Source organism: Enterobacter sp. 302C9 (assembly GCF_034106085.1).
Lineage (GTDB): Bacteria > Pseudomonadota > Gammaproteobacteria > Enterobacterales > Enterobacteriaceae > Enterobacter > Enterobacter asburiae_B.
In genome coordinates this window covers 348,437-370,089 of sequence record NZ_JAWNBW010000003.1, presented here as the reverse complement: position 1 = coordinate 370,089, position 21,653 = coordinate 348,437, and the positions used below count along the sequence as shown (strand labels likewise).

26 protein-coding genes and 1 tRNA gene are annotated in these 21,653 nt (G+C 52.2%); 9 read left to right on the top strand and 18 right to left on the bottom strand.

Annotation, left to right across the window (positions count from 1 at the left end):
- Nucleotides 1-68 precede the first annotated feature (68 nt).
- The 5 genes from UR289_RS09815 to UR289_RS09795 all read right to left on the bottom strand — a co-directional run bounded on the left by UR289_RS09815 (nucleotide 69) and on the right by UR289_RS09795 (nucleotide 2,241).
- A complete protein-coding gene (locus UR289_RS09815; protein WP_320709909.1) occupies nucleotides 69-641 on the bottom strand; it encodes a hypothetical protein in 573 nt (190 codons plus the stop codon).
- An 86-nt stretch (nucleotides 642-727) separates the two neighbouring features.
- Nucleotides 728-1,384: a hypothetical protein gene (locus UR289_RS09810; RefSeq protein ID WP_320709908.1), complete on the bottom strand. Its 657-nt coding sequence runs from the start codon at nucleotides 1,382-1,384 to the stop codon at nucleotides 728-730.
- Nucleotides 1,353-1,535 (bottom strand): hypothetical protein, encoded by a 183-nt coding sequence (locus UR289_RS09805; RefSeq protein ID WP_158681349.1) that lies wholly within the window; start codon nucleotides 1,533-1,535, stop codon nucleotides 1,353-1,355. The genes UR289_RS09810 and UR289_RS09805 overlap by 32 nt, the downstream gene beginning before the upstream one ends.
- Nucleotides 1,532-1,792, bottom strand: a complete 261-nt coding sequence (locus UR289_RS09800) for a hypothetical protein (RefSeq protein WP_320709907.1) — start codon at nucleotides 1,790-1,792, stop codon at nucleotides 1,532-1,534. The genes UR289_RS09805 and UR289_RS09800 overlap by 4 nt, the downstream gene beginning before the upstream one ends.
- 23 nt (nucleotides 1,793-1,815) lie before the next feature.
- A complete protein-coding gene (locus UR289_RS09795) occupies nucleotides 1,816-2,241 on the bottom strand; it encodes a hypothetical protein (RefSeq protein WP_320709906.1) in 426 nt (141 codons plus the stop codon).
- A gap of 1,836 nt (nucleotides 2,242-4,077) precedes the next feature.
- On the opposite strand from UR289_RS09795, the gene UR289_RS09790 reads away from it, so the two are divergent.
- Genes UR289_RS09790 through UR289_RS09775 form a run of 4 tightly spaced genes read left to right on the top strand, consistent with a single transcriptional unit; the run spans nucleotide 4,078 to nucleotide 5,720 of the window.
- On the top strand, nucleotides 4,078-4,437 hold the full coding sequence (locus UR289_RS09790) for a hypothetical protein (protein ID WP_320709904.1): 360 nt from the start codon (nucleotides 4,078-4,080) through the stop codon (nucleotides 4,435-4,437).
- Between the two features lie 3 nt (nucleotides 4,438-4,440).
- Nucleotides 4,441-4,632, top strand: coding sequence for a hypothetical protein (locus UR289_RS09785; protein WP_320709902.1), 192 nt, complete (start codon nucleotides 4,441-4,443; stop codon nucleotides 4,630-4,632).
- Between the two features lie 18 nt (nucleotides 4,633-4,650).
- Nucleotides 4,651-5,466, top strand: coding sequence for a major capsid protein (locus UR289_RS09780; protein WP_320709900.1), 816 nt, complete (start codon nucleotides 4,651-4,653; stop codon nucleotides 5,464-5,466).
- A gap of 53 nt (nucleotides 5,467-5,519) precedes the next feature.
- Nucleotides 5,520-5,720: a hypothetical protein gene (locus UR289_RS09775; protein WP_320709898.1), complete on the top strand. Its 201-nt coding sequence runs from the start codon at nucleotides 5,520-5,522 to the stop codon at nucleotides 5,718-5,720.
- Between the two features lie 120 nt (nucleotides 5,721-5,840).
- Here the strand turns inward: UR289_RS09775 and UR289_RS09770 are convergent, their stop codons facing one another.
- The 4 genes from UR289_RS09770 to actS form a co-directional block, all read right to left on the bottom strand.
- Nucleotides 5,841-6,629: a hypothetical protein gene (locus UR289_RS09770; RefSeq protein WP_320709897.1), complete on the bottom strand. Its 789-nt coding sequence runs from the start codon at nucleotides 6,627-6,629 to the stop codon at nucleotides 5,841-5,843.
- Between the two features lie 40 nt (nucleotides 6,630-6,669).
- Nucleotides 6,670-7,284 (bottom strand): hypothetical protein, encoded by a 615-nt coding sequence (locus UR289_RS09765; protein ID WP_320709896.1) that lies wholly within the window; start codon nucleotides 7,282-7,284, stop codon nucleotides 6,670-6,672.
- Between the two features lie 523 nt (nucleotides 7,285-7,807).
- A tRNA-Gly gene (locus UR289_RS09760) sits at nucleotides 7,808-7,881 on the bottom strand.
- 80 nt (nucleotides 7,882-7,961) lie between these two features.
- Nucleotides 7,962-8,705: an amidase activator ActS gene (actS, locus tag UR289_RS09755; protein WP_039262983.1), complete on the bottom strand. Its 744-nt coding sequence runs from the start codon at nucleotides 8,703-8,705 to the stop codon at nucleotides 7,962-7,964.
- Nucleotides 8,706-8,868: 163 nt separating this feature from the next.
- Here actS and idi point away from each other — a divergent pair, with 163 nt between their 5' ends.
- A complete protein-coding gene (gene idi, locus UR289_RS09750) occupies nucleotides 8,869-9,411 on the top strand; it encodes an isopentenyl-diphosphate Delta-isomerase (RefSeq protein WP_033146588.1) in 543 nt (180 codons plus the stop codon).
- 38 nt (nucleotides 9,412-9,449) lie between these two features.
- On the opposite strand, the gene lysS is transcribed toward idi, so the two are convergent.
- The 5 genes from lysS to xerD all read right to left on the bottom strand — a co-directional run bounded on the left by lysS (nucleotide 9,450) and on the right by xerD (nucleotide 15,543).
- Entirely contained in the window at nucleotides 9,450-10,967 is a 1,518-nt protein-coding gene (lysS, locus tag UR289_RS09745; RefSeq protein ID WP_320709895.1) for a lysine--tRNA ligase, read from the bottom strand.
- 9 nt (nucleotides 10,968-10,976) lie between these two features.
- Nucleotides 10,977-12,075 (bottom strand): peptide chain release factor 2 gene (gene prfB, locus UR289_RS09740; protein WP_096151315.1). Its coding sequence is split into 2 segments (ribosomal slippage): nucleotides 10,977-11,999 and nucleotides 12,001-12,075, totalling 1,098 coding nucleotides; the frame shifts between segments, so codons are not numbered across the junction.
- Nucleotides 12,076-12,165: 90 nt separating this feature from the next.
- Nucleotides 12,166-13,899 carry a single-stranded-DNA-specific exonuclease RecJ gene (recJ, locus tag UR289_RS09735; RefSeq protein WP_045355605.1) on the bottom strand — a complete coding sequence of 578 codons (1,734 nt, stop codon included), beginning with the start codon at nucleotides 13,897-13,899 and terminating at the stop codon, nucleotides 12,166-12,168.
- Nucleotides 13,900-13,904: 5 nt separating this feature from the next.
- Nucleotides 13,905-14,618, bottom strand: a complete 714-nt coding sequence (gene dsbC, locus UR289_RS09730) for a bifunctional protein-disulfide isomerase/oxidoreductase DsbC (RefSeq protein ID WP_320709892.1) — start codon at nucleotides 14,616-14,618, stop codon at nucleotides 13,905-13,907.
- A gap of 28 nt (nucleotides 14,619-14,646) precedes the next feature.
- Nucleotides 14,647-15,543 (bottom strand): site-specific tyrosine recombinase XerD, encoded by an 897-nt coding sequence (xerD, locus tag UR289_RS09725; RefSeq protein WP_023309098.1) that lies wholly within the window; start codon nucleotides 15,541-15,543, stop codon nucleotides 14,647-14,649.
- A gap of 101 nt (nucleotides 15,544-15,644) precedes the next feature.
- On the opposite strand from xerD, the gene fldB reads away from it, so the two are divergent.
- On the top strand, nucleotides 15,645-16,166 hold the full coding sequence (gene fldB / locus UR289_RS09720; protein WP_039262979.1) for a flavodoxin FldB: 522 nt from the start codon (nucleotides 15,645-15,647) through the stop codon (nucleotides 16,164-16,166).
- A 6-nt stretch (nucleotides 16,167-16,172) separates the two neighbouring features.
- Here the strand turns inward: fldB and UR289_RS09715 are convergent, their stop codons facing one another.
- Together UR289_RS09715 and sdhE are read right to left on the bottom strand one after the other, a co-directional pair.
- Entirely contained in the window at nucleotides 16,173-16,583 is a 411-nt protein-coding gene (locus tag UR289_RS09715; RefSeq protein ID WP_021242050.1) for a protein YgfX, read from the bottom strand.
- Nucleotides 16,564-16,830, bottom strand: a complete 267-nt coding sequence (gene sdhE / locus UR289_RS09710; RefSeq protein WP_010435322.1) for an FAD assembly factor SdhE — start codon at nucleotides 16,828-16,830, stop codon at nucleotides 16,564-16,566. The genes UR289_RS09715 and sdhE overlap by 20 nt, the downstream gene beginning before the upstream one ends.
- A gap of 294 nt (nucleotides 16,831-17,124) precedes the next feature.
- Here sdhE and ygfZ point away from each other — a divergent pair, with 294 nt between their 5' ends.
- A complete protein-coding gene (ygfZ, locus tag UR289_RS09705; RefSeq protein WP_033146590.1) occupies nucleotides 17,125-18,105 on the top strand; it encodes a tRNA-modifying protein YgfZ in 981 nt (326 codons plus the stop codon).
- A 74-nt stretch (nucleotides 18,106-18,179) separates the two neighbouring features.
- Here the strand turns inward: ygfZ and trhA are convergent, their stop codons facing one another.
- A complete protein-coding gene (gene trhA / locus UR289_RS09700) occupies nucleotides 18,180-18,839 on the bottom strand; it encodes a PAQR family membrane homeostasis protein TrhA (RefSeq protein WP_033146591.1) in 660 nt (219 codons plus the stop codon).
- A 165-nt stretch (nucleotides 18,840-19,004) separates the two neighbouring features.
- Nucleotides 19,005-19,316: a N(4)-acetylcytidine aminohydrolase gene (yqfB, locus tag UR289_RS09695; protein ID WP_047060448.1), complete on the bottom strand. Its 312-nt coding sequence runs from the start codon at nucleotides 19,314-19,316 to the stop codon at nucleotides 19,005-19,007.
- A gap of 51 nt (nucleotides 19,317-19,367) precedes the next feature.
- Here yqfB and UR289_RS09690 point away from each other — a divergent pair, with 51 nt between their 5' ends.
- A complete protein-coding gene (locus UR289_RS09690) occupies nucleotides 19,368-20,099 on the top strand; it encodes a MurR/RpiR family transcriptional regulator (protein ID WP_320709931.1) in 732 nt (243 codons plus the stop codon).
- 116 nt (nucleotides 20,100-20,215) lie between these two features.
- The gene (bglA, locus tag UR289_RS09685) at nucleotides 20,216-21,649 is read left to right on the top strand and encodes a 6-phospho-beta-glucosidase BglA (RefSeq protein WP_320709889.1); all 1,434 of its coding nucleotides are present in this window, start codon (nucleotides 20,216-20,218) and stop codon (nucleotides 21,647-21,649) included.
- The last annotated feature ends 4 nt before the right edge of the window (nucleotides 21,650-21,653 follow it).

Sequence of the window (21,653 nt, the reverse complement as noted above, 5' to 3'; positions counted from 1 at the left end):
ATTTAACTTAAATCACAAAAATAGGGTGAAATAATAATTTCAAGGGTTTTGGGGGTTGCCCGGCGGGCTTATGCCGCACGTTTGGAAGAGGTGATCACGGTGCGGAGTTCCTTCCGCCCTGCATTGATAATACGGCGGACTCTGATCATGCTGGTCCCTAAACGGTAAACCGGGTTAGCCACATAGCGAGGGGCGCGGAGATTAGAGAGCACAACATCATATGGAAGCATCTGATTGACCAGATACCGGGCCGGGTTAACCTTGGAGAGGGTCTCCACCGTCACCACGTTGATCCCCAGCATCTCACCAATCATCTGATCCGGGAGATTGTCAGCTTTCATCTGCTGAATTAATACGGCTTTCTCTGGGAGGGTCAGCGGCACCTTTTGATATTTGCCGGGGTTAAAATCACGCTTCACCTGTAGAGCGTATGCAAGCGACACATTAAAAGCGTTACAGATCGCCTTGGCTGAATGACCCAACACGGCGGCGCGTTTGATCTGGACAAGCTGATCAGTCGTTAGGCGCTTCGGCTCAGTTGGCTTACGTGGCTTGTTGGTTGCCAGCTTGTCAGAGAGAGCGACGATCACTGCTTCTTCTTCCGGGGTTAACTCTTTCACTTCAGTTGTAATAATGCTCAAGAGAATCTCCTATCAAGGGTTGACTTCACACACGGGATTTGACAGAGTGAGGATAATTGGGGAGATATTATGAATTTTCCAAAGAATTAAAATGGGTCGCTAAAATCATAGTCCGATACCTCCTTGATCTCTCCCAGTGGGTAAGCAAAGGCCGGGACAATGCCTGCCACCTCTTCCGGTTGGTCCGCCGTTTCCACCTTGGATGTATACAGCCTGATTAAATCCGTTGGCTGTTCTCCTGCCGCCTTCACAGGCTTAATCTCCGGCGCTTCAGGCACTTCTACAGGCTCCGCCGTGTGGTTGGGTTCCTGCACCTCTTCCAATGCCGTAGCGACCCGCTGTGGACGTGTAGCGGACGGCTTAGGCGTAGGCGCTGCTTCTTCCGTGTTAGCTTCGACAATAGGCAGGCATACCAACAGATCCACATCATGCGGGCCACGTCCGACACACTCGATCAGACCTGCCTTTTTCAAAGCGCCGATCACGTTGCGGGCTGTTCTCAGTGAACACATGAGAAAATCAGCTAATTCCGCCTGACCAAAAGCGGAGGGCATCCCCTGCTTAACGTGAGCGTTAGCCATACGTTGATCACGGTTGAATGAAGCGATCAGGTCGTATGTCAGAACCATCTCTAAAGAGACTTTTACGCCGTTATACGTTTTCAAGCGGCGCAAGGTTCGGGACGTTTTCACAAAGTCCTTAGAATACAGCTTATTTAGAAATTCGGGTGCTACTGCGGTCATCTTCAAAATCTCCCTTAACGGATTCACATTCAACTGTGTCTAAAAAATTAACGAGTGCTTTACGGATAATTGCATGGGCTGATCCATGCTCACGGGTGCGGGCAAGTTCAAACAGGCGATCCGCTACATCCTGCGGAAATTCAATTTTCAAAGGTTAATCTCCTTAAGTTCATTAATGTCATTTGTAGACAGGCTCAGACCCATAACCCCGGCCCAGAATTTCGCCGGGGCCGTGACCGCTGGCCTGCCCAACTTCACCATTCTGGACGGCTCAACCTGCTGTAACATCGTGTAGATGTCATCGTAAAGGCCCGGCATGGATTCATCCTCCCGGATCGCCTTAACCACCTCAGAGGCAAACCCGGCTAGGAAGCGACTCTCTGAAAGATCCGTAAACTGGTACACCATATTCCCCTCCAATTGTTGATTAATTAGTGAACAATTACAGGCAATTCCCCGGTGATCTTCTCAAAGTGATCCATCGCGTAAAGGCTCAGGTAGGCGCTGACCTCCTCATATTCCATCGGGACGCCTTTAGCCTGGAACATACTTTGAAACGCAAGCACAATGCTTGCTTGCAGGTCAGTAGACTTTGACGCATACGCCGCTACGGTCGCCTTAAGCTCTAAAGCCTTCTCTGCGTCCATGCCGTCAAAGTTGGCTGCTAAACGTTGGGCCTGTCGTAAGACGCCAGAGGCGGCGCACTTGGTTAATTCAAGGGCTTCAGTGATGGCTTCCACTTCTGCCATCTTGCCCGCTTTCTTGTAGCGGCTGCGTTGCTGGAATAACGTTTCGCGGGTCACGTCGCCGTGATCAACGTTTCGAACCATCCGATCAACATTTAGATAAACTGACACTTGCACTCTCCTTTTTTGTTAGCCATACTATGATGGGCACTTATAACTTAAAGCATAATATCCGCATCACGCTATTTATTTTATCCCGGATTGCAGGAAATTGCAATAAACGCGATGAAATTTATTGATTTCTGTCTGGATTTGTGTATCGGGGCGGGGGCTACGCTGGCGAGACTACAGCGGATTTAAGCCATATTGTGAATCATACGCATAACGCGCTGTATCGCGTTCTGATGGCTACCATGTGGATGTGGGTTACCCAATACGTTTAAACGCCGTGTAGGGCCTCCTGTGTGGCCTCTTTGGCGTATGTAGGTATCACTCCGCGCCGGGCACCCCGCCCCGCCGCCATCGTGTCACCTTCGTATCGCTACGGTGTTTCCCAAAGGGGGCAGAAAAGACACTCGCTGGAGCGAGTTCTGTTTCTGCTTTCCCCAAAGAGTCGAACCTCTGGAAGGTTCTTCCCCAAGATCAGGAACGGATGTTCCCTTCCTAAAGAGTCTGATCTCTTAATCATTCGATTAACAATTAATACCCAGACTCTCTTTAAGGTTTTGACCTGGCCCTTAAGGGCGTAAGCACTCTTATCAGAAGGTGTGTTAATAAGGGTTCATCTTATTAATCTTATAGTAGGCAGATTTAGCCTAACTTCGGATATTTGCTTAGGCAGATTTTGCCTAAGCTGCCCTACCGGGTCCATATTGACCCCGGTTCACCACTAAAGAAATTTAAGTGCAGTCCTGGGAGATGAGCCTCAACAGGCGAGACTCCACATATGGGAAACAGGCCCCCGGCCTAAAACCTGGACCCGGACGGGTGAGCGTAGCGAAAGGTTTTAAGAGGCTAGAATTTAAGAGAGAAATAATTAAGAGCCTGAGCGATTAATTATTGAACGATTAAATTATAAGATTAATAAGACCGTAGCCCGGAGGGCGAGCGGAGCGAGGTCTTATATATCTATTATTGTTTAGTGTGTCTTTTGGGACACATAGCCCCCCTGAGTCAGACCACCACCCGCAAACCCGACCGTAATCACTCTACAAACCCGCCAAATACACATACATCCATAGAAGTCAACAATTAATTGATCATTTTATTGCAATTTTGCATAAATCATTGTAAAATATACACATAGCGTGATTAGTGGTGAGTCTCCAGAATCGCCGTTTTGCAACTCATCGCGTCACGCTGTGTACAGAGTCGCAACGTATGCTTTAGCCAGCTAATCAGGATCTGTACGAGTGAGCCGGGCGGCTTCTCCCCGCTCTGGTTCCTCACCTAAAGCGTTCTTTCAACTCCACTTGCCAGAATGCTTTATGTGCGGTCCTCTCCAGTTCCGCCAATGCTGGGATTCTCCTATCTCAAAAGCCTAGCCCGCAAGGGTACAGCCGTTCCGGGGGTGGTTCCCTGGTAGCGGTGATAAACCGTTTACGGTTTCCGGCGTGTTTCAGTTCACGCCGTTTTCCCGTGGTGCCTTGTCTCGTCTGGTGAGTCGCCACAGGAAAACCAAACCAAAACAAAATAAAATCTCCTCTTGGATTCACCCGGTAACCTTCCCGGGCTTTTTTGTGGGTATTCTCTGGCTGGTTCGCTCCCGTGGCCTGCTGGCTGAGTATCCATACAAAAGGATAATTTCCTTCCCCTGCCCTAGAGGGTGAGAGAGAGCCAGGAACGAAGAGAGGCGGCAGGATAGCCGCCTTTTCTTTTATCCACTCCACGGCCTCCCAACCTTCAACCAATTCCGGCCCGCCGTTCTGGCTGTCCTGATTATCCGGTGCAAATGCCGGATCACCTGTGGACTCTCTCCACGTCTAAAACCCTCCTCAAGGAAAATTTATGCGTACTTCTGAAGCGTTTCCTAAACGCATGTCCGACGTGCTGATCGCCAGCGCCAGCGATCTCTTTTCTCGCACGGAAATCAAAGGTGTCAGCCTCCCGGCGGATCTGTTCGTCGGTGATGTATTCAATGCTGAGATTTACGAGCTATTCGATCAGGCTGTAGAGGGTCAACCTCTGATCTGTCTGGTGAACGTCTCCGCAGGCGATAACAAGACTGTCGTTGTGGTGGACCGCAACGCCTATGTAAACACGTTCAACCTCCGCGCCAAAGATGCCGACTCCCTGAAGGAAGCGATCAAGCGTTTAACCGCAGATGGATCTATTCGTATTGGCAACAACAACAGCATGGAGGCTTAATCAATGAGCGTTAAAGATATCCGTAAAGAGTTTGAAGGTCTGGATCTGGTTGGAACCCTGAAGGATACCAAAGAGGGCAACTATCTGATCCAGGACTTGGGCCTGTTCTCCCGTGGTACATCAAGTGTTCCTAATGCGCGTGTGGCTGATATCACCGCAGCAGAAGAGAGCAAGCTAGAGAGCGTCTCCCGCTAAGGTACGGACACAAACCACATGAAAGCCGGGACCGCTGTTTTCCGTGATGCGGAGATCAATGTATTTCATGAGACCGGAATGGTCCGCCCGGCTGACTGGCAGGGACTGATCAGTCCTCAAACTAATCAGAGCATGGCGATCACTGAGGTTATCTCTCAACGTGCTACCCAATTCGAGCGTGACTATCGTCGCACTGTGGAAACTTCCCTCGCTGAGGCACTGTTTGAACGTAAGGTTACTGCACCTCATACAGATGACGGTGATATTTCCTTTGATGCGGTGTTTGGCGTGTCCCCTGGTTCCTTTGTCCTGGATGCTTCATCCGATTCTCTGTACCAGCAACTTGCCAAACTGCGTCGGCAGATGGCCCAAGCTTTAGGCGGTGCCCGCAACTATAGCGACCGTCTGTATGTTATGTGTGACAGTGGTCTTTATGACGCTATAGCCACCAACAAAGAGATTCAGGCGTTCATTCTGCACAGCGTACAGCAGGCGCAGATCTCCGGTGTGGTTATCCCTAACGCGCTGAGTGGCTTTAATACCATGTCGCTGGGTCCTGTGACCTTCGTTGATCTGGCTGGTGACCCTACCTACCCAGTTGAAGAAAACAGCGGTTTGGTCGTCCCACGCATGACTAATCCGGAAATGAGCTTCCTGCGCCGTATCGCGGGTCCATGCAGCCGCAATCAATCGTACGCCGTCACCGGTGGCGTTAAGGATCGCTACGGTTGGACCAGCGTAGACGATGACGGGATGATTAAAATGCAGTCAGAATTTTCTCTGTTGCCTCTCCTGTTGCGTCCTCAGTGGCTGACCACTATTACGCTGAAGTAACAGACTTTAAGCCCTGGCATTGCTGGGGTTTTTCTTTAATTTTGAGGTGAGCAATGAAATTAGCGATCAACATTCCGGGGATGGGTGAGGTGTACACCGCCACCAATGCCGATATTATCAACCGTGCGGCGCTGTCCCGCAAACTTGGGATCGATCAGGTGTCGTTATGCCGCTATGAAAAGCTACACGGCTTTGAGCGAGCATTAAAAATTATGTTGGAGAAGAAAAAACTCCGGCAGTGCATGAAAAACTGAAAATATTCAAAAGGCTAGCCTGTGAGGGCTGGCCTTTTTTATTGGCTGGGGCCTGTGGCGTAAAGGTTATATAAAGGGGAAAACAATTCCTTTCATAGAGGGGCAAAAGAACAAAAATCATTATTCTCTTTGTTGATGATAGCCTTTCGAACATTCGATCATATAATTAAACATTTCTGCCAACATTCTATCTTTAGATACCTCTACTTTTTGTATTTTCTGATGACTTCCAGATGTAAGCTGTGAGTTCAATCTTGTAGTGCGGGCATCATAGTAATTTTCACCAGGATAAAATACATAGTGAAAGATAAAACCTTCAGCTATAAAATACCATCCAATCCCATTTATACTTTCAATCTCACCAAAAGCAAAGTTCGTGAGGACCGATTTGATGACATGATCAGGAATATTGCCAGTGCTATCAACAATCCGTAGCACTCTAATCTTGATAAAGTTATCAATTTTAACCTGACTCTTATTATTAAACCTAACAATGTTATTTTTAATGCAGCGCCTCATCATCTCCCCAAAATCAGGATTCCCTACCACCGAAGAATAATGCAGGTCCATAGCATTAGAGGCTCTCCAAAGTATTGATAATAGAAATAGATAAAAGCGCTTGTAATCGAAGTTGCTAATAATAATATGATCAGAGTTCTTTCTAATATTGTGAGGGTTTCTTAGCAATCTGATCCCATAAGACTCGTATTGACCACTAAGAAATTGTTCGCATTCAAAACATAGCATTGGTTCTTTAGGATCTAAATTTTCTCTTCTTGGTTCCCTTCCTTTTTGCATAGAGATAACTTGACCGCCGTTTCCTTTTGCTTTGTTAAAGAAACTTCTAGGGATACTGTGTGATTCCTGAAGTTCTTTTGCTTCAAGACATAACTTACAAACACCATCCATAAAACCTCCCATACCTCATAATTGAAATTCAAGATTTTGACTAATATTTCTCTTCATTCATTAAACTTCTGAGATGGCGTAACTCATTTGTACAGCTTCGTGCCTCTTTTACTTCGTTTTCTAACATAACTATTGAGAGTTCTGCCGATTCATCCTCAAAAATTTTTTCTGTTAGACTAACAACCCTAAATAATGTCCATCCAGAAATAATAGCAAGATCTAGGAGTGGCTCTTCGATATAGGCATCGCCTGTTCTTTTATTCCTAAGTTCACCATGCCATCTTGGATTTCTCATGAATGAAGGCTTATCACCCAGCGGTAATAAATATCCATGAACCAAACTATTCCTATAATCAGCCAAATCAATAGCAGCGAGAGAAGCAAGATTTAAGACTGTATTACATTCATTGCTAAGTTTATCATTACCATTTCCCAAATACTCGAACCATTTATCAGATGGCAATTTTTCGGTAAAGGGCCTAACTCCTTTTACATCAATCTCTCTCAGAGTCCATAAGGCACGCTCCAAAGTAGTTTCAAACTGACCATAACAAACAACAAAAGCCCCGATCTTCATTAATCTTTCTGGGGTTAAGTGTAATGCATTGAATCGACTGATAACTTTAAATGATTCTTCCTCGTAATTTTTAACCATAGTTCCGTCCTTTTATCCATACAGGTGCTTAACATTACATGAAAGTTTTTATGATTTTACAACTAACCAGGTCACAGACAATAGCATCCATAAAGCCCCGTTAGTGGTACAAGCAACAAGCGGAGCGTAGCGACTACATCAGATTGTCAGAAGGATCACACCTTATCAGGGTGCTCGTGTACCGTTAGGAGCGTGAGCGAAGCGCTGGCAGAGCCGGATCTGTAGCTACCGGGGCATTACCACTATTCACCTGTTTACGTGGCTCACAAGGCCACACATCGGGCTTAAATGCGTGTGATCAATCTGTTTGGGAGTTGTGCCAGGTATGCGGCTTTTTGTTCGTTGTTGTGCTGTCGCGGTAAGAACGTGGAACCACCGCCAGCGTGATGATATGCTCCCTTGTACCACAGACCAATCACGCGACAGGTGCGGGCGTAGAACAATGGGTAGTTTAAGTTGTACCTGCTTTAGCGGAGCAACGTAACTAACTGATAAATAGTAACCTCTTGATTTATCAGGAGATTGGAGCGGGCGAAGGGAATCGAACCCTCGTATAGAGCTTGGGAAGCTCTCGTTCTACCATTGAACTACGCCCGCTTTGAGGTGCGTATGGCATTATAGACCTTACGCACCTTCATACAAGCCTCTTAACAACTAACCGGCGATAAAATAATCACTTAGCACTTCGGTTTGCTGCCGGGCGCAGGCAGATAACGCTGCGGGTCGATGGCAGTCGCCTTATAGCGAATCTGGAAATGCAGCTTCACCGCGTCCGTACCGGTGCTGCCCATGGTGGCAATTTTCTGCCCGGCTTTGACGTTCTGCCCGTTGTTGACCAGCATAGTATCGTTGTGCGCATAGGCAGTGATGTAGTCTTCGCCATGCTTAATCATGATCAGGTTACCGTAGCCGCGCAGCTGGTTACCCACGTACACCACCTTCCCTGCCCCGGAGGCATAAACCGGCGTACCGCGCGCAGCGGCGATATCAATACCCTTGTTGCCACCTTCAGAAAGTGAGTAAGGGGCGACCACTTTACCGCTGGCAGGCCAAATCCAGCAGCGCTGTCCAACCGGCGGCCATGATGATTGCGGCACCTGATAGGACGGCGTCACTTTGGCGGTTTTGCCTTTCGAAGAGGATTTTTTGCCCGAGGACGAGCCGCCGCTAACCTTCAGCTGCTGCCCCACCTCGATGGTGTAGGGCGGCGAGAGGTTATTCAGCCGCGCCAGATCCTTCACGCTGGTTCCCGTTGCGCGCGAAATCCGGTACAGCGTATCCCCGCGCTTAACGGTATAGACCGAACCGGAATAGCTGCCCATATCCGAAGATTTGCTCCCTGAACAGCCCGCCAGCAATAGCGTCAGCGTCAGGCAAAAAATGGCGGTGATGGGGTTTCTCGTCAGGCTTCCTGCAAACAAAACAGATCCTCGGTCAGCGTGAATGGCGCACTATGATAACAGCCAAAACGAATATGGGTCATGCCCTTTTCCGCTCTACGCGCCAAACCGTTCGTATAAGAATGCCGTATAATGATCCGGCTGATGGTGCTGAACCACTCGGCATTTTGGCACTGGAGCATCAATGAGTATTCAAGAACACGTTATTTTGGTAAACGACCAGGGAATGGTGATTGGCACTCAGGAAAAATATGCCGCGCACACCTTACATACCCCGCTGCATCTGGCTTTCTCTTCCTGGCTTTTTAACGCAAACGGCGAATGTCTGATCACCCGGCGCGCCTTAACCAAAAAAGCCTGGCCCGGCGTCTGGACCAACTCCGTCTGCGGCCACCCGCAGTCCGGCGAAGAGACGATACAGGCGATAATCCGCCGCTGCCGCTTTGAAGTGGGCGCTGAGCTAACCGATATCACCGCCGTCGCCCCTGAATTTCGCTATCGGGAAACCGACCCGTCCGGGATCGTGGAAAACGAAATTTGCCCGGTATTCGCGGCCCGCATCACCAATGACGTGACGATAAACGAAGATGAAGTGATGGACTATCAGTGGGTGGAGCTGGACGCGTTATTCCGCGCGCTGGACGCGACGCCCTGGGCCTTTAGCCCGTGGATGGTCATGGAAGCGACAACCGCCCGCGAAAAACTCAAAGCCTTCGCGGCGCAATAAAAAAGCCCCTTTCGGGGCTTTTTTTACATCTTAACGCCTTATTTCACCGGGCGCATCGCCGGGAACAGGATCACGTCGCGGATGGTGTGGCTGTTGGTGAACAGCATGACCATACGGTCGATACCAATCCCCAGGCCCGCCGTTGGTGGCAGACCGTGCTCCAGCGCGGTCACGTAGTCTTCGTCGAAGAACATCGCTTCGTCGTCGCCTGCCGCTTTCGCGTCAACCTGATCCTGGAAGCGCTGAGCCTGGTCTTCCGCATCGTTCAGCTCGCTAAAGCCGTTGCCGATTTCACGGCCGCCGATGAAGAATTCGAAGCGATCGGTGATTTCCGGGTTCTCGTCATTACGACGCGCCAGCGGAGAGACTTCAGCCGGGTATTCGGTGATGAAGGTCGGCTGAATCAGGTGCGCTTCGGCCACTTCTTCGAAGATCTCGGTCACGATACGGCCCAGACCCCAGCTCTTCTCAACCTTGATACCGATGCTTTCCGCGATCGCTTTCGCAGAATCGAAGTTATCCAGGTCCGCCATGTTGGTTTCCGGACGGTATTTCTTGATCGCTTCGCGCATGGTCAGTTTTTCGAACGGCTTGCCGAAGTCGAAGACTTCTTCACCGTAAGGAACCTGCGTGGTGCCCAGAATGTCCTGCGCCAGAGTGCGGAACAGGGATTCGGTCAGCTCGATCAGATCTTTGTAATCCGCATACGCCATATAGAGTTCCATCATGGTGAACTCTGGGTTATGACGAACGGAGATACCTTCGTTACGGAAGTTACGGTTGATTTCGAACACGCGGTCGAAACCACCGACCACCAGACGCTTCAGGTACAGTTCCGGCGCGATGCGCAGGTACATGTCCAGGTCCAGGGCGTTGTGATGGGTGATGAACGGACGCGCAGACGCGCCGCCTGGGATCACCTGCATCATTGGGGTTTCCACTTCCATAAAGTCGCGGTTGACCATGAACTGGCGGATACCGTCCATGATCTGGGAGCGAATTTTGAAGGTCTTACGGGATTCATCGTTAGAGATGAGATCCAGGTAGCGCTGACGATAGCGCGCTTCCTGATCCTGCAGGCCGTGGAATTTGTCCGGCAGCGGGCGCAGGGCTTTGGTCAGCAGACGCAGCTCGGTGCAGTGGATAGACAGTTCACCGGTTTTGGTTTTGAACAGTTTACCTTTCGCGCCCAGGATATCGCCCAGGTCCCACTTCTTGAACTGCTCGTTGTAGATGCCTTCCGGCAGGTCGTCACGGGAAACGTACAGCTGAATACGGCCACCAACGTCCTGCAAGGTCACGAAGGAGGCTTTACCCATGATACGACGGGTCATCATGCGGCCTGCAACGGCCACTTCGATGTTCAGCGCTTCCAGCTCTTCGTTCTCTTTAGCGTCGAAGTCAGCGTGCAGTTGGTCTGAGGTATGGTCACGACGAAAATCGTTCGGGAACGGCACGCCCTGCTCGCGCAGCGCTGCCAGCTTCTCGCGGCGGGTTTTCAGTTCGTTGTTAAGATCGACTACCGCGTCAGCGCCCTGTGCTTGTTGTTCAGACATGTTGGTTCCTCATAACCCTGCTTTCAAACTTGCTTCGATAAATTGGTCCAGGCTGCCGTCCAGCACCGCCTGCGTGTTGCGGGTTTCAACCCCGGTACGCAGGTCTTTGATGCGGGAGTCATCAAGGACGTAAGAACGGATCTGGCTGCCCCAACCGATGTCGGACTTGTTGTCTTCCATCGCCTGTTTCTCAGCATTTTTCTTCTGCATCTCCAGCTCATAAAGCTTCGCTTTCATCTGCTTCATGGCCTGGTCTTTGTTCTTATGCTGGGAACGGTCGTTCTGGCACTGTGTTACCAGCCCGGTAGGAATGTGGGTAATACGCACCGCTGATTCCGTACGGTTAACGTGCTGACCACCCGCGCCGGATGCGCGATAAACGTCGATACGCAGGTCCGCCGGGTTAATTTCGATATCAATATCTTCATCAACTTCCGGATAAACAAACGCGGAGCTGAAGGAGGTATGACGACGGCCACCGGAGTCGAACGGGCTCTTACGCACCAGGCGGTGCACGCCGGTTTCGGTACGCAGCCAGCCGTAGGCGTAATCGCCAATGATTTTAATGGTGACGGATTTCAGACCCGCGACTTCACCTTCAGACTCTTCGATAATTTCGGTTTTGAAGCCGCGCGCTTCTGCCCAACGCAGGTACATACGCGTCAGCATGCTGGCCCAGTCCTGCGCTTCGGTGCCGCCAGAACCTGCCTGAATATCGAGATAGCAGTCAGCGCTGTCGTATTCGCCGGAGAACATACGACGGAATTCCAGCTGCGCCAGCTTCTCTTCCAGCACGTCGAGTTCTGCCACGGCTTCGTTAAAGGTTTCTTCGTCGTCGGCTTCGACGGCCAGCTCCAGCAAACCGGAAACATCTTCCAGCCCCTGAGCCATTTGATCCAGCGTATCTACGATAGCTTCGAGAGAGGAACGCTCTTTACCCAGCGCCTGTGCGCGTTCAGGTTCGTTCCAGACGTCCGGCTGTTCCAGCTCGGCGTTTACTTCTTCAAGACGCTCTTTCTTGGCATCGTAGTCAAAGATACCCCCTAAGAACGTCAGAGCGCTCCGTGAGGTCCTGAATACGGTTTTTTACCGGATTAATTTCAAACATGGTCTGTTTTCTTTTATGGACTTGTCAAAATGCGGTGATAAGAGCGGGATTGTACCGAATCCACGCCCTTTTTTATAGAGATTACTGCCGCTAAATTGGCCAGATATTGTCGATGATGATCTGCAGGGTGCGGTTACCGCGAAACTCGTTGATGTCCAGTTTGTACGCCAGCTCGACCTCGCGCACGCCGTTGTCCGGCCAGATGGAGGTATCGACGTTGAAGGCAATGCCGTCCAGCAGCGGTCCACCGCCGACCGGTTCAACCATCACCTTCAGATGACGTTCACCGACGATGCGCTGCTGCAGCAGACGGAAACGACCGTCAAACAGCGGTTCCGGGAACATCTGCCCCCACGGACCGGCATCGCGGAGCATTTGGGCCACGTCCATCGTCATCTCAAGCGGTGAAAGCTCGCCATCGGAAACCACTTCCCCCTGCAGCAGGGCCGGGTCAATCCAGTCGGTGACAAGCTCACCAAAAAGACGCTGAAACTCGTCGAACTTCGCCTCTTCCAGAGACAGGCCAGCCGCCATCGCATGGCCGCCGAACTTGATCATCAGACCCGGATACAGCGTATCGAGACGTTCCAGCGCATCGCGCATGTGCAGCCCCTGAATTGAGCGACCAGAGCCTTTCAGCGTGCCGTCACCCGCGGGGGCGAACGCGATCACCGGCCGATGGAAACGTTCTTTAATACGCGACGCCAGAATGCCCACCACGCCCTGATGCCACTCGGGATGGTACATCGCCAGGCCGCCCGGCAGCGTATCGCCGCTGCGTTCAAGCTTTTCGCACAGGGTCAGCGCTTCGGCCTGCATCCCCTGCTCAATCTCTTTGCGTGTCTGGTTCAGCGCGTCCAGCTCGTTGGCCAGCACGCGCGCTTCACCGATGTTGTCGCACAGCAGCAGCGCCACGCCGACGGACATATCGTCCAGCCTTCCGGCTGCGTTAAGACGCGGCCCGAGGGCAAAGCCCAGGTCGCTTGCCGCCAGCTTGAGCGGATCGCGGTTGGCAATCTCCAGCAGCGCCTTGATCCCCGGACGGCACTTGCCCGCCCGAATGCGGCTTAGGCCCTGCCAGGTCAAAATGCGGTTATTGGTATCGAGCGGTACCACGTCCGCGACGGTGCCCAGCGCCACCAGATCGAGATATTCGGCCAGGTTCGGTACGGCAATACCGCGAGAGTCGAACCAGCCCTTATCGCGCAGCAGGGTCCGTAACGCCAGCATCAGATAAAACGCTACGCCCACGCCTGCGAGGGATTTCGACGGGAAATCGCAGTCGCGCAGGTTGGGGTTAATAATCGCTTCCGCATCCGGCAGCGTTTCGCCCGGCAGGTGGTGATCGGTGACCAGCACCGGGATCCCCAACGCGTGAGCATGATCGACGCCCGCATGGGAGGAGATCCCGTTATCGACGGTCATGATCATCTGTGCACCACGGGCGTGGGCCTGATCGACCACTTCCGGGCTTAGGCCATAGCCGTCTTCAAAACGGTTCGGCACCAGATACGTGACGTTATCGCAGCCCAGCGCGCGCAGGCTGAGCACGCTCAGCGCGGTGCTGGTTGCGCCGTCGGCGTCGAAATCGCCTACCACCACAATCCGCGTTCCCTCTCGAAGCGCGTTGTAGAGCATTTCGGTAGCTTTTTCGATACCGCTCAGCTGCTGCCAGGGCAGCATCCCTTTCACGCTGCGTTCAAGATCCTCAGCGCGACGCACGCCGCGGCTGGCGTAGAGACGCTTAAGCAGCGCCGGGAGATCGTCCGGTAAATCAACGGGTTCAACCGCCTCGCGGCGGCGCAATTTTATCGGGGCTTTCACGCGGATTATTTACCACCAAACTGTTTCTGGTGCGCGTCGAGGAACTCTTTCATCTCTTTTGGTCCCTGATAGCCCGGAACAACATAGCCGTTGCTCAGGACAATCGCTGGCGTACCGCTCACGCCAAACTGCACGCCGAGCGCATAGTGGTTAGCGATATCAATGTCGCAGGAGGCCGGCTTAACGTCTTTGCCGTTCATCACGTCGTCAAACGCTTTGTTGCGGTCTTTCGCACACCAGATAGCCTTCATGTCCTGCTCTGGCTGGCTCTGCACGCCCGCGCGCGGGAAGGCCAGGTAACGCACGGTAATGCCCAGCGCGTTATAGTCTTTCATCTCTTCATGCAGCTTGTGGCAGTAGCCGCAGGTGATGTCGGTGAAAACGGTAATAACGTGTTTTTCCTGCGCCGCTTTATAGACGATCATCTCTTTTTCGAGCGCGTTCAGGTTTTTCATCAGCAGCTGGTTGGTGACGTTCACCGGCTGCGCGCCGCTCACGTCGTACATTGGCCCCTGAATAATGTGTTTGCCGTCTTCGGTGACGTACAGCACGCCGCTGTTGGTCAGTACCGTTTTCATGCCGGCAACCGGTGCAGGCTGAATATCGCTGCCGGTGACGCCAAGCTTAGCCAGCGACTGTTTGATGGCGGCGTCGTCCGCATGGGCGAAACCGGTAAATGAGGCTGCCAGCAGGGTGAACAGCGCGAAAGACTTTTTCATATGTGATCCTGTTACAATTCGTCGGCACTCACGCACGAGGGTGGTGCTGTTGGTGTAGCTGCCGCAGGCGTTCCGTCGCGACATGGGTATAAATTTGCGTCGTGGAAAGATCGCTGTGGCCCAGCAGCATCTGCACCACGCGTAAATCAGCGCCGTGGTTTAACAGATGCGTCGCGAAGGCGTGACGCAATACGTGCGGCGAAAGCTTTTCACTATCGATACCCGCCAGTGTGGCGTAATGCTTGATGCGATGCCAGAACGTTTGCCGCGTCATCTGCTGGGCGCGCTGGCTCGGAAACAGGACGTCGATAGAAGTACCATTGAGCAGCCACGGACGACCGTGCTCCAGGTACGTTTCCAGCCAGTAAACCGCCTCTTCACCCAGCGGAACCAGCCTTTCCTTGTTGCCTTTACCAATGACGCGCACCACACCCTGACGCAGGCTGATGTCGCTCATCGTCAGGCCAACCAGTTCCGAAACGCGCAAGCCGGTAGCATACAATAGCTCAAGCATGGCTTTATCGCGTAACTCCAGCGGCAGGTCAACTGCCGGTGACTGTAATAATCTCTCAACTTGTGCTTCGCTGAGATCTTTCGGCAGCCGCTGCGGGAGCTTAGGGGATGCCAGCAGCGCGCTGGGATCGTCTTCGCGAATCTTCTCACGGTAGAGGTGCTGGAACAGCCGACGCATGGCGCTGAGCAAACGCGCGGAACTGGTGGCTTTGTAGCCCCCAGCGATACGTTCCCCCAGCAGCGCCTGCAGGTCGTCACGCTGCGCGCTCGCAAGGGATAACCCCCGGTGCGCAAGCCACTCCACCAGCATGGTGAGATCGCGACGGTAGGCGCTGAGGGTATTCTCCGCCAGATTTTTCTCCAGCCACAGCGCGTCGAGAAACTGTTCGATCAGTGCGAGATCCTTTTCCACATCAGCCCCTTTGATTCTGCAGTCAGGCCATTATGCCTGATTGCGACCGGTTTCTGGTACACTACGCGCATAGTCAAAGCAAGAATTGAGATAGTTACGCGATGAATATTGGTCTGTTCTATGGTTCCAGCACCTGCTACACCGAAATGGCGGCAGAGAAAATTCGCGACATCATTGGCCCGGAACTGGTGACGTTGCATAACCTGAAAGATGACGCGGTCGCGCTGATGGAACAGTACGATGTCCTGATCCTTGGCATCCCAACCTGGGATTTTGGTGAGATACAGGAAGACTGGGAAGCCATCTGGGATCAACTCGATTCGGTCAATCTCGACGGCAAAATCATTGCCATGTACGGCATGGGGGATCAGCTGGGCTACGGGGAATGGTTCCTGGACGCGCTCGGCATGCTGCATGACAAGCTGGCGCCGAGAGGGGTGTCGTTTATCGGCTACTGGCCAACCGAAGGTTACGAGTTCACCAGTAAAAAACCGATTATTGCCGACGGCGAGCTGTTTGTTGGACTCGCGCTGGATGAAACCAACCAGTACGATCTCAGCGATGAGCGCCTGCAAAGCTGGTGCGAGCAGATTCTGGGCGAAATGGCTGAAAAGTTTAGCTAACGCGCATTACCCCTGCGTCGTCTGTTGCAACAGCATCCGGCGCAGGTCTCGCCACTCGGCAGCATCCATACTGTCAGCCGCCAGCCACAGATGCTGGCAACGCCCGCCGTCCACCTTGCGTAACCGTAACATCATGCCGCAGTTGAGCATCCAGGGCATACCGAGAATATCCCACTCTTTACCCTGCCAGCGCAGGCGGGAATCCATCAGTAATTTAATCTCTCCCTGACGGGCATTAATGCGACGCTGGCTGCGTACGCTGTCAAAAACGACAAACGACAGTAACAGCAGCCACAGCGGCGTATAGCTCAGCGGCCACGGCATCAGTAAAACAAAGGCCGCGACCAGGCCGTGGAGCAATAAAGACATCCACTGCGAGCGCCACGAGACGCGAAGATCAGATTGCCACAGGACCACGTTCCCGATTCCGTGTTTGAATTAATTGCACCATCCGTTGCAACTCGGTGTCGGCGGGTTTGCCGTGGTTCATCAGCCAGTTGAATAAATCCGGATCGTCAGACTCAAGCAGGCGAACAAACAGACGCTTATCATCATCGCTTAAGCTGTCATACTCATATTCGAAGAAAGGCATGATGGAAATATCAAGTTCACGCATGCCGCGACGGCACGCCCAGTGAATACGGGCCTTGTTGTTAATATCCATGTTCAGTTTCCTGCATTACGTTTGGCACAGTCGGTACCCCGTTCAGTGTTCTTTATTTCTCTACGGGGACACCAGCTAGTGTAACGTGTTTTTGACCGTTTCATTACTGGAATATTGCGATCGCCGAGCAGGCTTCCAGAATAATCCCTACAAAGACAGCGGATTACATTATTTTGCGTAGCGCTACGCATAACCGGTTTAGGGCACAAATGGTCTGTTGAAAGCGCTTGCATTGCCTGCAGGCTCTTTTACCATTAGGCATTATCAAAGCGTTAAGCAATTCAGGATATCGTTATGGCATTTACACCATTTTCTCCTCGCCAGCCCGCCGCCTCTGCGCGTCTGCCGCTGACGCTTATTTCTCTTGATGACTGGGCGCTGGCAACGCTCAGCGGTGCCGACGCCGAAAAATATCTGCAGGGCCAGGTGACCGCCGACGTCAGCCAGATGACCGAACACCAGCACCTGCTGGCCGCGCATTGCGACCCAAAAGGCAAAATGTGGAGCAACCTGCGACTCTTCCGCCGTCAGGACGGCTTTGCCTTTATTGAGCGCCGCAGCCTGCAAGAGGCCCAGCTCAAAGAGCTGAAGAAGTACGCGGTCTTCTCCAAAGTCACTATCGCCCCGGACGACGAACATGTCCTGCTGGGAGTGGCCGGTTTCCAGGCGCGTGCGGCGCTGAAAAATCTCTTCAGCGAACTGCCGGATGCAGAAAAGCAGGTGGTCAGCGAAGGCGCGACCTCCATCCTGTGGTTTGAACACCCTGCGGAGCGTTTCCTGTTAGTCACGGATGCGGCAACGGCCGAACGCGTGACCGAAGCGCTGCGCGGCGAAGCGCAGCTCAACAACAGTCAGCAGTGGCTGGCGCTGAATATCGAAGCGGGTCTGCCGGTGATTGACGCCGCAAACAGCGCGCAGTTTATTCCTCAGGCAACAAACCTGCAGGCTCTGGGGGGGATCAGCTTTAAAAAGGGCTGTTATACCGGCCAGGAGATGGTGGCGCGTGCAAAATTCCGCGGAGCTAACAAACGAGCGCTCTGGACGCTGGCGGGCCATGCCAGCCGTGTACCTGAAGCGGGTGAAGACTTAGAGCTGAAGATGGGTGATAACTGGCGCCGCACCGGCACCGTGTTAGCCGCCGTACAGCTGGATGATGGACGTCTTTTGGTACAGGCCGTCATGAACAACGACATGGAAGCCGACAGCGTGTTCCGCGTGCGTGACGATGCGAACACGCTGAGCATCGAGCCGTTGCCATATTCGTTAGAAGAGTAATCGTATCCAGGTGCCCTCCCTCTCCCTGTGGGAGAGGGCCGGGGTGAGGGCAACCGCCCGCACGATGGAAAAAACTACACCTGCCCCACGTACAAATAGATCGCCAAAAAGTGGCATACGCTGCCGCCCAGCACAAAGCCGTGCCAGATGGCATGGTTGTATGGGATGCGCTTGCAGACGTAGAAAATCACGCCGAGCGAGTACACCACGCCGCCTAAGGCCAGAAGCGTCACGCCCCCTACCGACAGTTTGATTGCCAGTTGATACACCACAATCAGCGACAGCCAGCCCATTGTCAGATAGGTGACCAGTGACAGCACCTTAAACCGGTGCGCGATGGTCAGCTTAAACAGGATCCCCAGCAGTGCCAGGCTCCAGATAACAATCATCAGGCCACGCGACAGCGGTGAGTTGAGCCCCACCAGCAGAAACGGTGTGTAAGTGCCTGCAATCAGAAGATAGATAGCGCAGTGGTCAAATTTCTTGAGCCACATCTTGGCCCGCTGATGCGGGATCGCGTGATACAGCGTCGACGCCAGGAACAGCAGGATCATACTCCCGCCATACAGGCTGTAGCTGGTAATGGCCATCGCGCTGGCATTGGCGTCCACCGCCTGCACCAGCAATAACACTAAACCGACAATCCCAAACACCAGGCCAATGCCGTGGCTGATGCTGTTGGCTACTTCCTCAGCCAGCGAATATCCCTGTGCGATTAATGGTCTGCTCACCATACAAAACTCCGGGAAAACAAAAGATGATTATTCATCGCATAACTATGCTAACTGAGAATGATTCCAGTGAACACCTGTTAGCTAAAATAAAGTTAAACATAACGTTTCTAAATTACAATCAGACAGTTACACTTTAATTTCAGCGAACGTGCGTTTCGATTTCAATTATAAACATTTAAAATCAATTACATAAAACTGGTTCTGTCTGGGGTAGATCTCTGCGATCACGCTTTTCAATTCATCCAGGGTCATGTTCTCCTGTTCAGCATGTTTTTGCGTCAATGTGTCGAACGTAACGGTTGACGTTCCTGTTACTTCAATGGTGCAAAAATAACCATCATCCTCATAACGCCCCACCCGCAGGATATCGCCGGTTTTGAAATGGGATTCACTTTTATCCCGGATAGTGATGGTTTTACGCCCGGCCAGGATGTCGTCCTGAAAGCGCTGAAAAAAAGTGATGTCGTTTGGCTGCATGTTATTATTCCCTGAAGAAAAGTCTGATGAGTGAGTGTAGCCATTGTGAGCATGTTCTCCCATTCCGCCATTGCCAGTCTCAATAACCTGGAGATGATGGTCTACAACTATGTCATAAAAAATCGTGACAAAGTGATGTACATGACCATCCGCGAGCTGGCGGATGCGGCAGACGTCTCAACCACGACTATCCTGCGCTTTTGCCGCAAGCTTAACTGTGAAGGGTATTCTGAATTTCGGGTGCGCTTTAAGCTTTATCTTGAACAGAACGAGCCCCAGCAGGCAAATTTCGGTGCCAGCGAAATTATCAGCTTTTTTAAAAGCGTGAATAATGAAGAGTTCGATGCGTTATTAGATAAGGCGGTTGATATTATTTTATCGTCAGAGCGAGTTATATTTGTCGGTGCCGGAACATCGGGTTCGCTGGCAAAATATGGCGCACGTTTCTTTTCTAATATCGGAAAATTCAGTAACCATATTGATGATCCTTATTTCCCGGTCACCAACGATATGGCGAAAAATGCGCTGGCGATTGTGCTCTCCGTCTCGGGCGAGACCGAGGAGATCCTGCGCTTCGCCAGCCAGTTCAGCCTGCATCACTGCAAGGTGCTCTCTATTACCAGCCACGAGCACTCGCGTCTCGCAAAACTGGCGGACTTTAATCTCTCCTGGCATGTTCCTCAGACGCGTATTGCAGGCGTCTATGACATCACCACGCAAATTCCCGTCATTTATATTCTGGAGTCTCTCGGGCGTAAACTGGCGAAGAAACTCACAGAATAAAACACCCTGTTTTTTTGATGTAACAAATCACATTTACTGTGAATTGTTATATCGTGACATTCAATTTCGCTTTGCTAGACTCGATGCCAATAAGCCATTTATTGAGAAGAGCAGCGATGAAAAAATTAACCTTACCAAAAGATTTTTTATGGGGCGGCGCGGTTGCCGCTCACCAGGTTGAAGGCGGCTGGAACAAAGGCGGAAAAGGGCCAAGCATTTGTGACGTATTGACCGGCGGCGCGCACGGCGTCCCGCGCGAAATCACCCAGGAAGTAGTGCCGGGTAAATACTACCCAAACCACGAGGCGATCGGCTTCCACGGCCACTATAAAGAAGACATCAAGCTGTTTGCCGAGATGGGTTTCAAGTGCTTCCGCACCTCTATCGCCTGGACGCGCATCTTCCCGAAAGGTGACGAAACGCAGCCAAACGAAGAGGGGCTGAAGTTCTACGACGACATGTTCGACGAGCTGCTGAAATACAACATCGAACCGGTGATCACCCTCTCCCACTTCGAAATGCCGCTGCACCTGGTGCAGGAGTACGGCAGCTGGACCAACCGTAAAGTGGTCGATTTCTTTGTGCGCTTCGCGGAAGTGGTCTTTGAGCGCTACAAAAACAAAGTCAAATACTGGATGACCTTCAACGAAATCAATAACCAGCGTAACTGGCGCGCGCCACTGTTCGGTTACTGCTGCTCGGGCGTGGTCTATACCGAACATGACAATCCGGAAGAGACCATGTACCAGGTCCTGCACCACCAGTTTGTGGCCAGCGCCCTGGCGGTGAAAGCCGCGCGCCGCATCAACCCGGAGATGAAGGTCGGCTGCATGCTGGCGATGGTGGCGCTCTATCCGTTCTCCTGCAAACCGGAAGACGTGATGTTCGCCCAGGAATCCATGCGCGAGCGCTATGTCTTTACCGACGTCCAGCTGCGTGGTTACTACCCGTCCTACGTGCTGAACGAGTGGGAGCGCCGCGGCTTCTCCATCAAAATGGAGGCAGGCGACGAGCAGATCCTGCGTGAAGGTACCTGCGACTACTTAGGTTTCAGCTACTACATGACCAACGCGGTGAAAGCGGAAGGCGGTACCGGCGATGCGATTTCCGGCTTCGAAGGCAGCGTGCCGAATCCGCACGTGAAAGCATCCGACTGGGGCTGGCAGATCGATCCGGTAGGCCTGCGCTATTCCCTGTGCGAACTGTACGAACGTTATCAGAAACCGCTGTTTATCGTGGAAAACGGGTTCGGCGCCTACGATAAGGTGGAAGAAGACGGCAGCATCAACGACGACTATCGCATCGACTACCTGCGTGCCCACGTGGAAGAGATGATCAAAGCCGTGACGCACGACGGCGTGGATCTGATGGGCTATACGCCATGGGGCTGCATCGACTGCGTGTCGTTCACCACCGGCCAGTACAGCAAGCGCTACGGCTTTATCTACGTGAACAAGCACGACGACGGCACGGGCGACATGTCGCGTTCCCGCAAGAAGAGCTTTAACTGGTATAAGGAAGTGATTGCCAGCAACGGCGAGAAACTTTAACGCC

Coding starts and splice junctions, on each gene's coding strand:
- ygfZ (WP_033146590.1), top strand. CDS start 17,125: ATGGCATTTACACCATTTTCTCCTCGCCAGCCCGCCGCCTCTGCGCGT.
- UR289_RS09780 (WP_320709900.1), top strand. CDS start 4,651: ATGAAAGCCGGGACCGCTGTTTTCCGTGATGCGGAGATCAATGTATTT.
- sdhE (WP_010435322.1), bottom strand. CDS start 16,830: ATGGATATTAACAACAAGGCCCGTATTCACTGGGCGTGCCGTCGCGGC.
- UR289_RS09690 (WP_320709931.1), top strand. CDS start 19,368: ATGTTCTCCCATTCCGCCATTGCCAGTCTCAATAACCTGGAGATGATG.
- UR289_RS09800 (WP_320709907.1), bottom strand. CDS start 1,792: ATGGTGTACCAGTTTACGGATCTTTCAGAGAGTCGCTTCCTAGCCGGG.
- UR289_RS09765 (WP_320709896.1), bottom strand. CDS start 7,284: ATGGTTAAAAATTACGAGGAAGAATCATTTAAAGTTATCAGTCGATTC.
- yqfB (WP_047060448.1), bottom strand. CDS start 19,316: ATGCAGCCAAACGACATCACTTTTTTTCAGCGCTTTCAGGACGACATC.
- dsbC (WP_320709892.1), bottom strand. CDS start 14,618: ATGAAAAAGTCTTTCGCGCTGTTCACCCTGCTGGCAGCCTCATTTACC.
- UR289_RS09785 (WP_320709902.1), top strand. CDS start 4,441: ATGAGCGTTAAAGATATCCGTAAAGAGTTTGAAGGTCTGGATCTGGTT.
- UR289_RS09775 (WP_320709898.1), top strand. CDS start 5,520: ATGAAATTAGCGATCAACATTCCGGGGATGGGTGAGGTGTACACCGCC.
- UR289_RS09810 (WP_320709908.1), bottom strand. CDS start 1,384: ATGACCGCAGTAGCACCCGAATTTCTAAATAAGCTGTATTCTAAGGAC.
- lysS (WP_320709895.1), bottom strand. CDS start 10,967: ATGTCTGAACAACAAGCACAGGGCGCTGACGCGGTAGTCGATCTTAAC.
- UR289_RS09790 (WP_320709904.1), top strand. CDS start 4,078: ATGCGTACTTCTGAAGCGTTTCCTAAACGCATGTCCGACGTGCTGATC.
- trhA (WP_033146591.1), bottom strand. CDS start 18,839: ATGGTGAGCAGACCATTAATCGCACAGGGATATTCGCTGGCTGAGGAA.
- bglA (WP_320709889.1), top strand. CDS start 20,216: ATGAAAAAATTAACCTTACCAAAAGATTTTTTATGGGGCGGCGCGGTT.
- fldB (WP_039262979.1), top strand. CDS start 15,645: ATGAATATTGGTCTGTTCTATGGTTCCAGCACCTGCTACACCGAAATG.
- idi (WP_033146588.1), top strand. CDS start 8,869: ATGAGTATTCAAGAACACGTTATTTTGGTAAACGACCAGGGAATGGTG.
- UR289_RS09770 (WP_320709897.1), bottom strand. CDS start 6,629: ATGGATGGTGTTTGTAAGTTATGTCTTGAAGCAAAAGAACTTCAGGAA.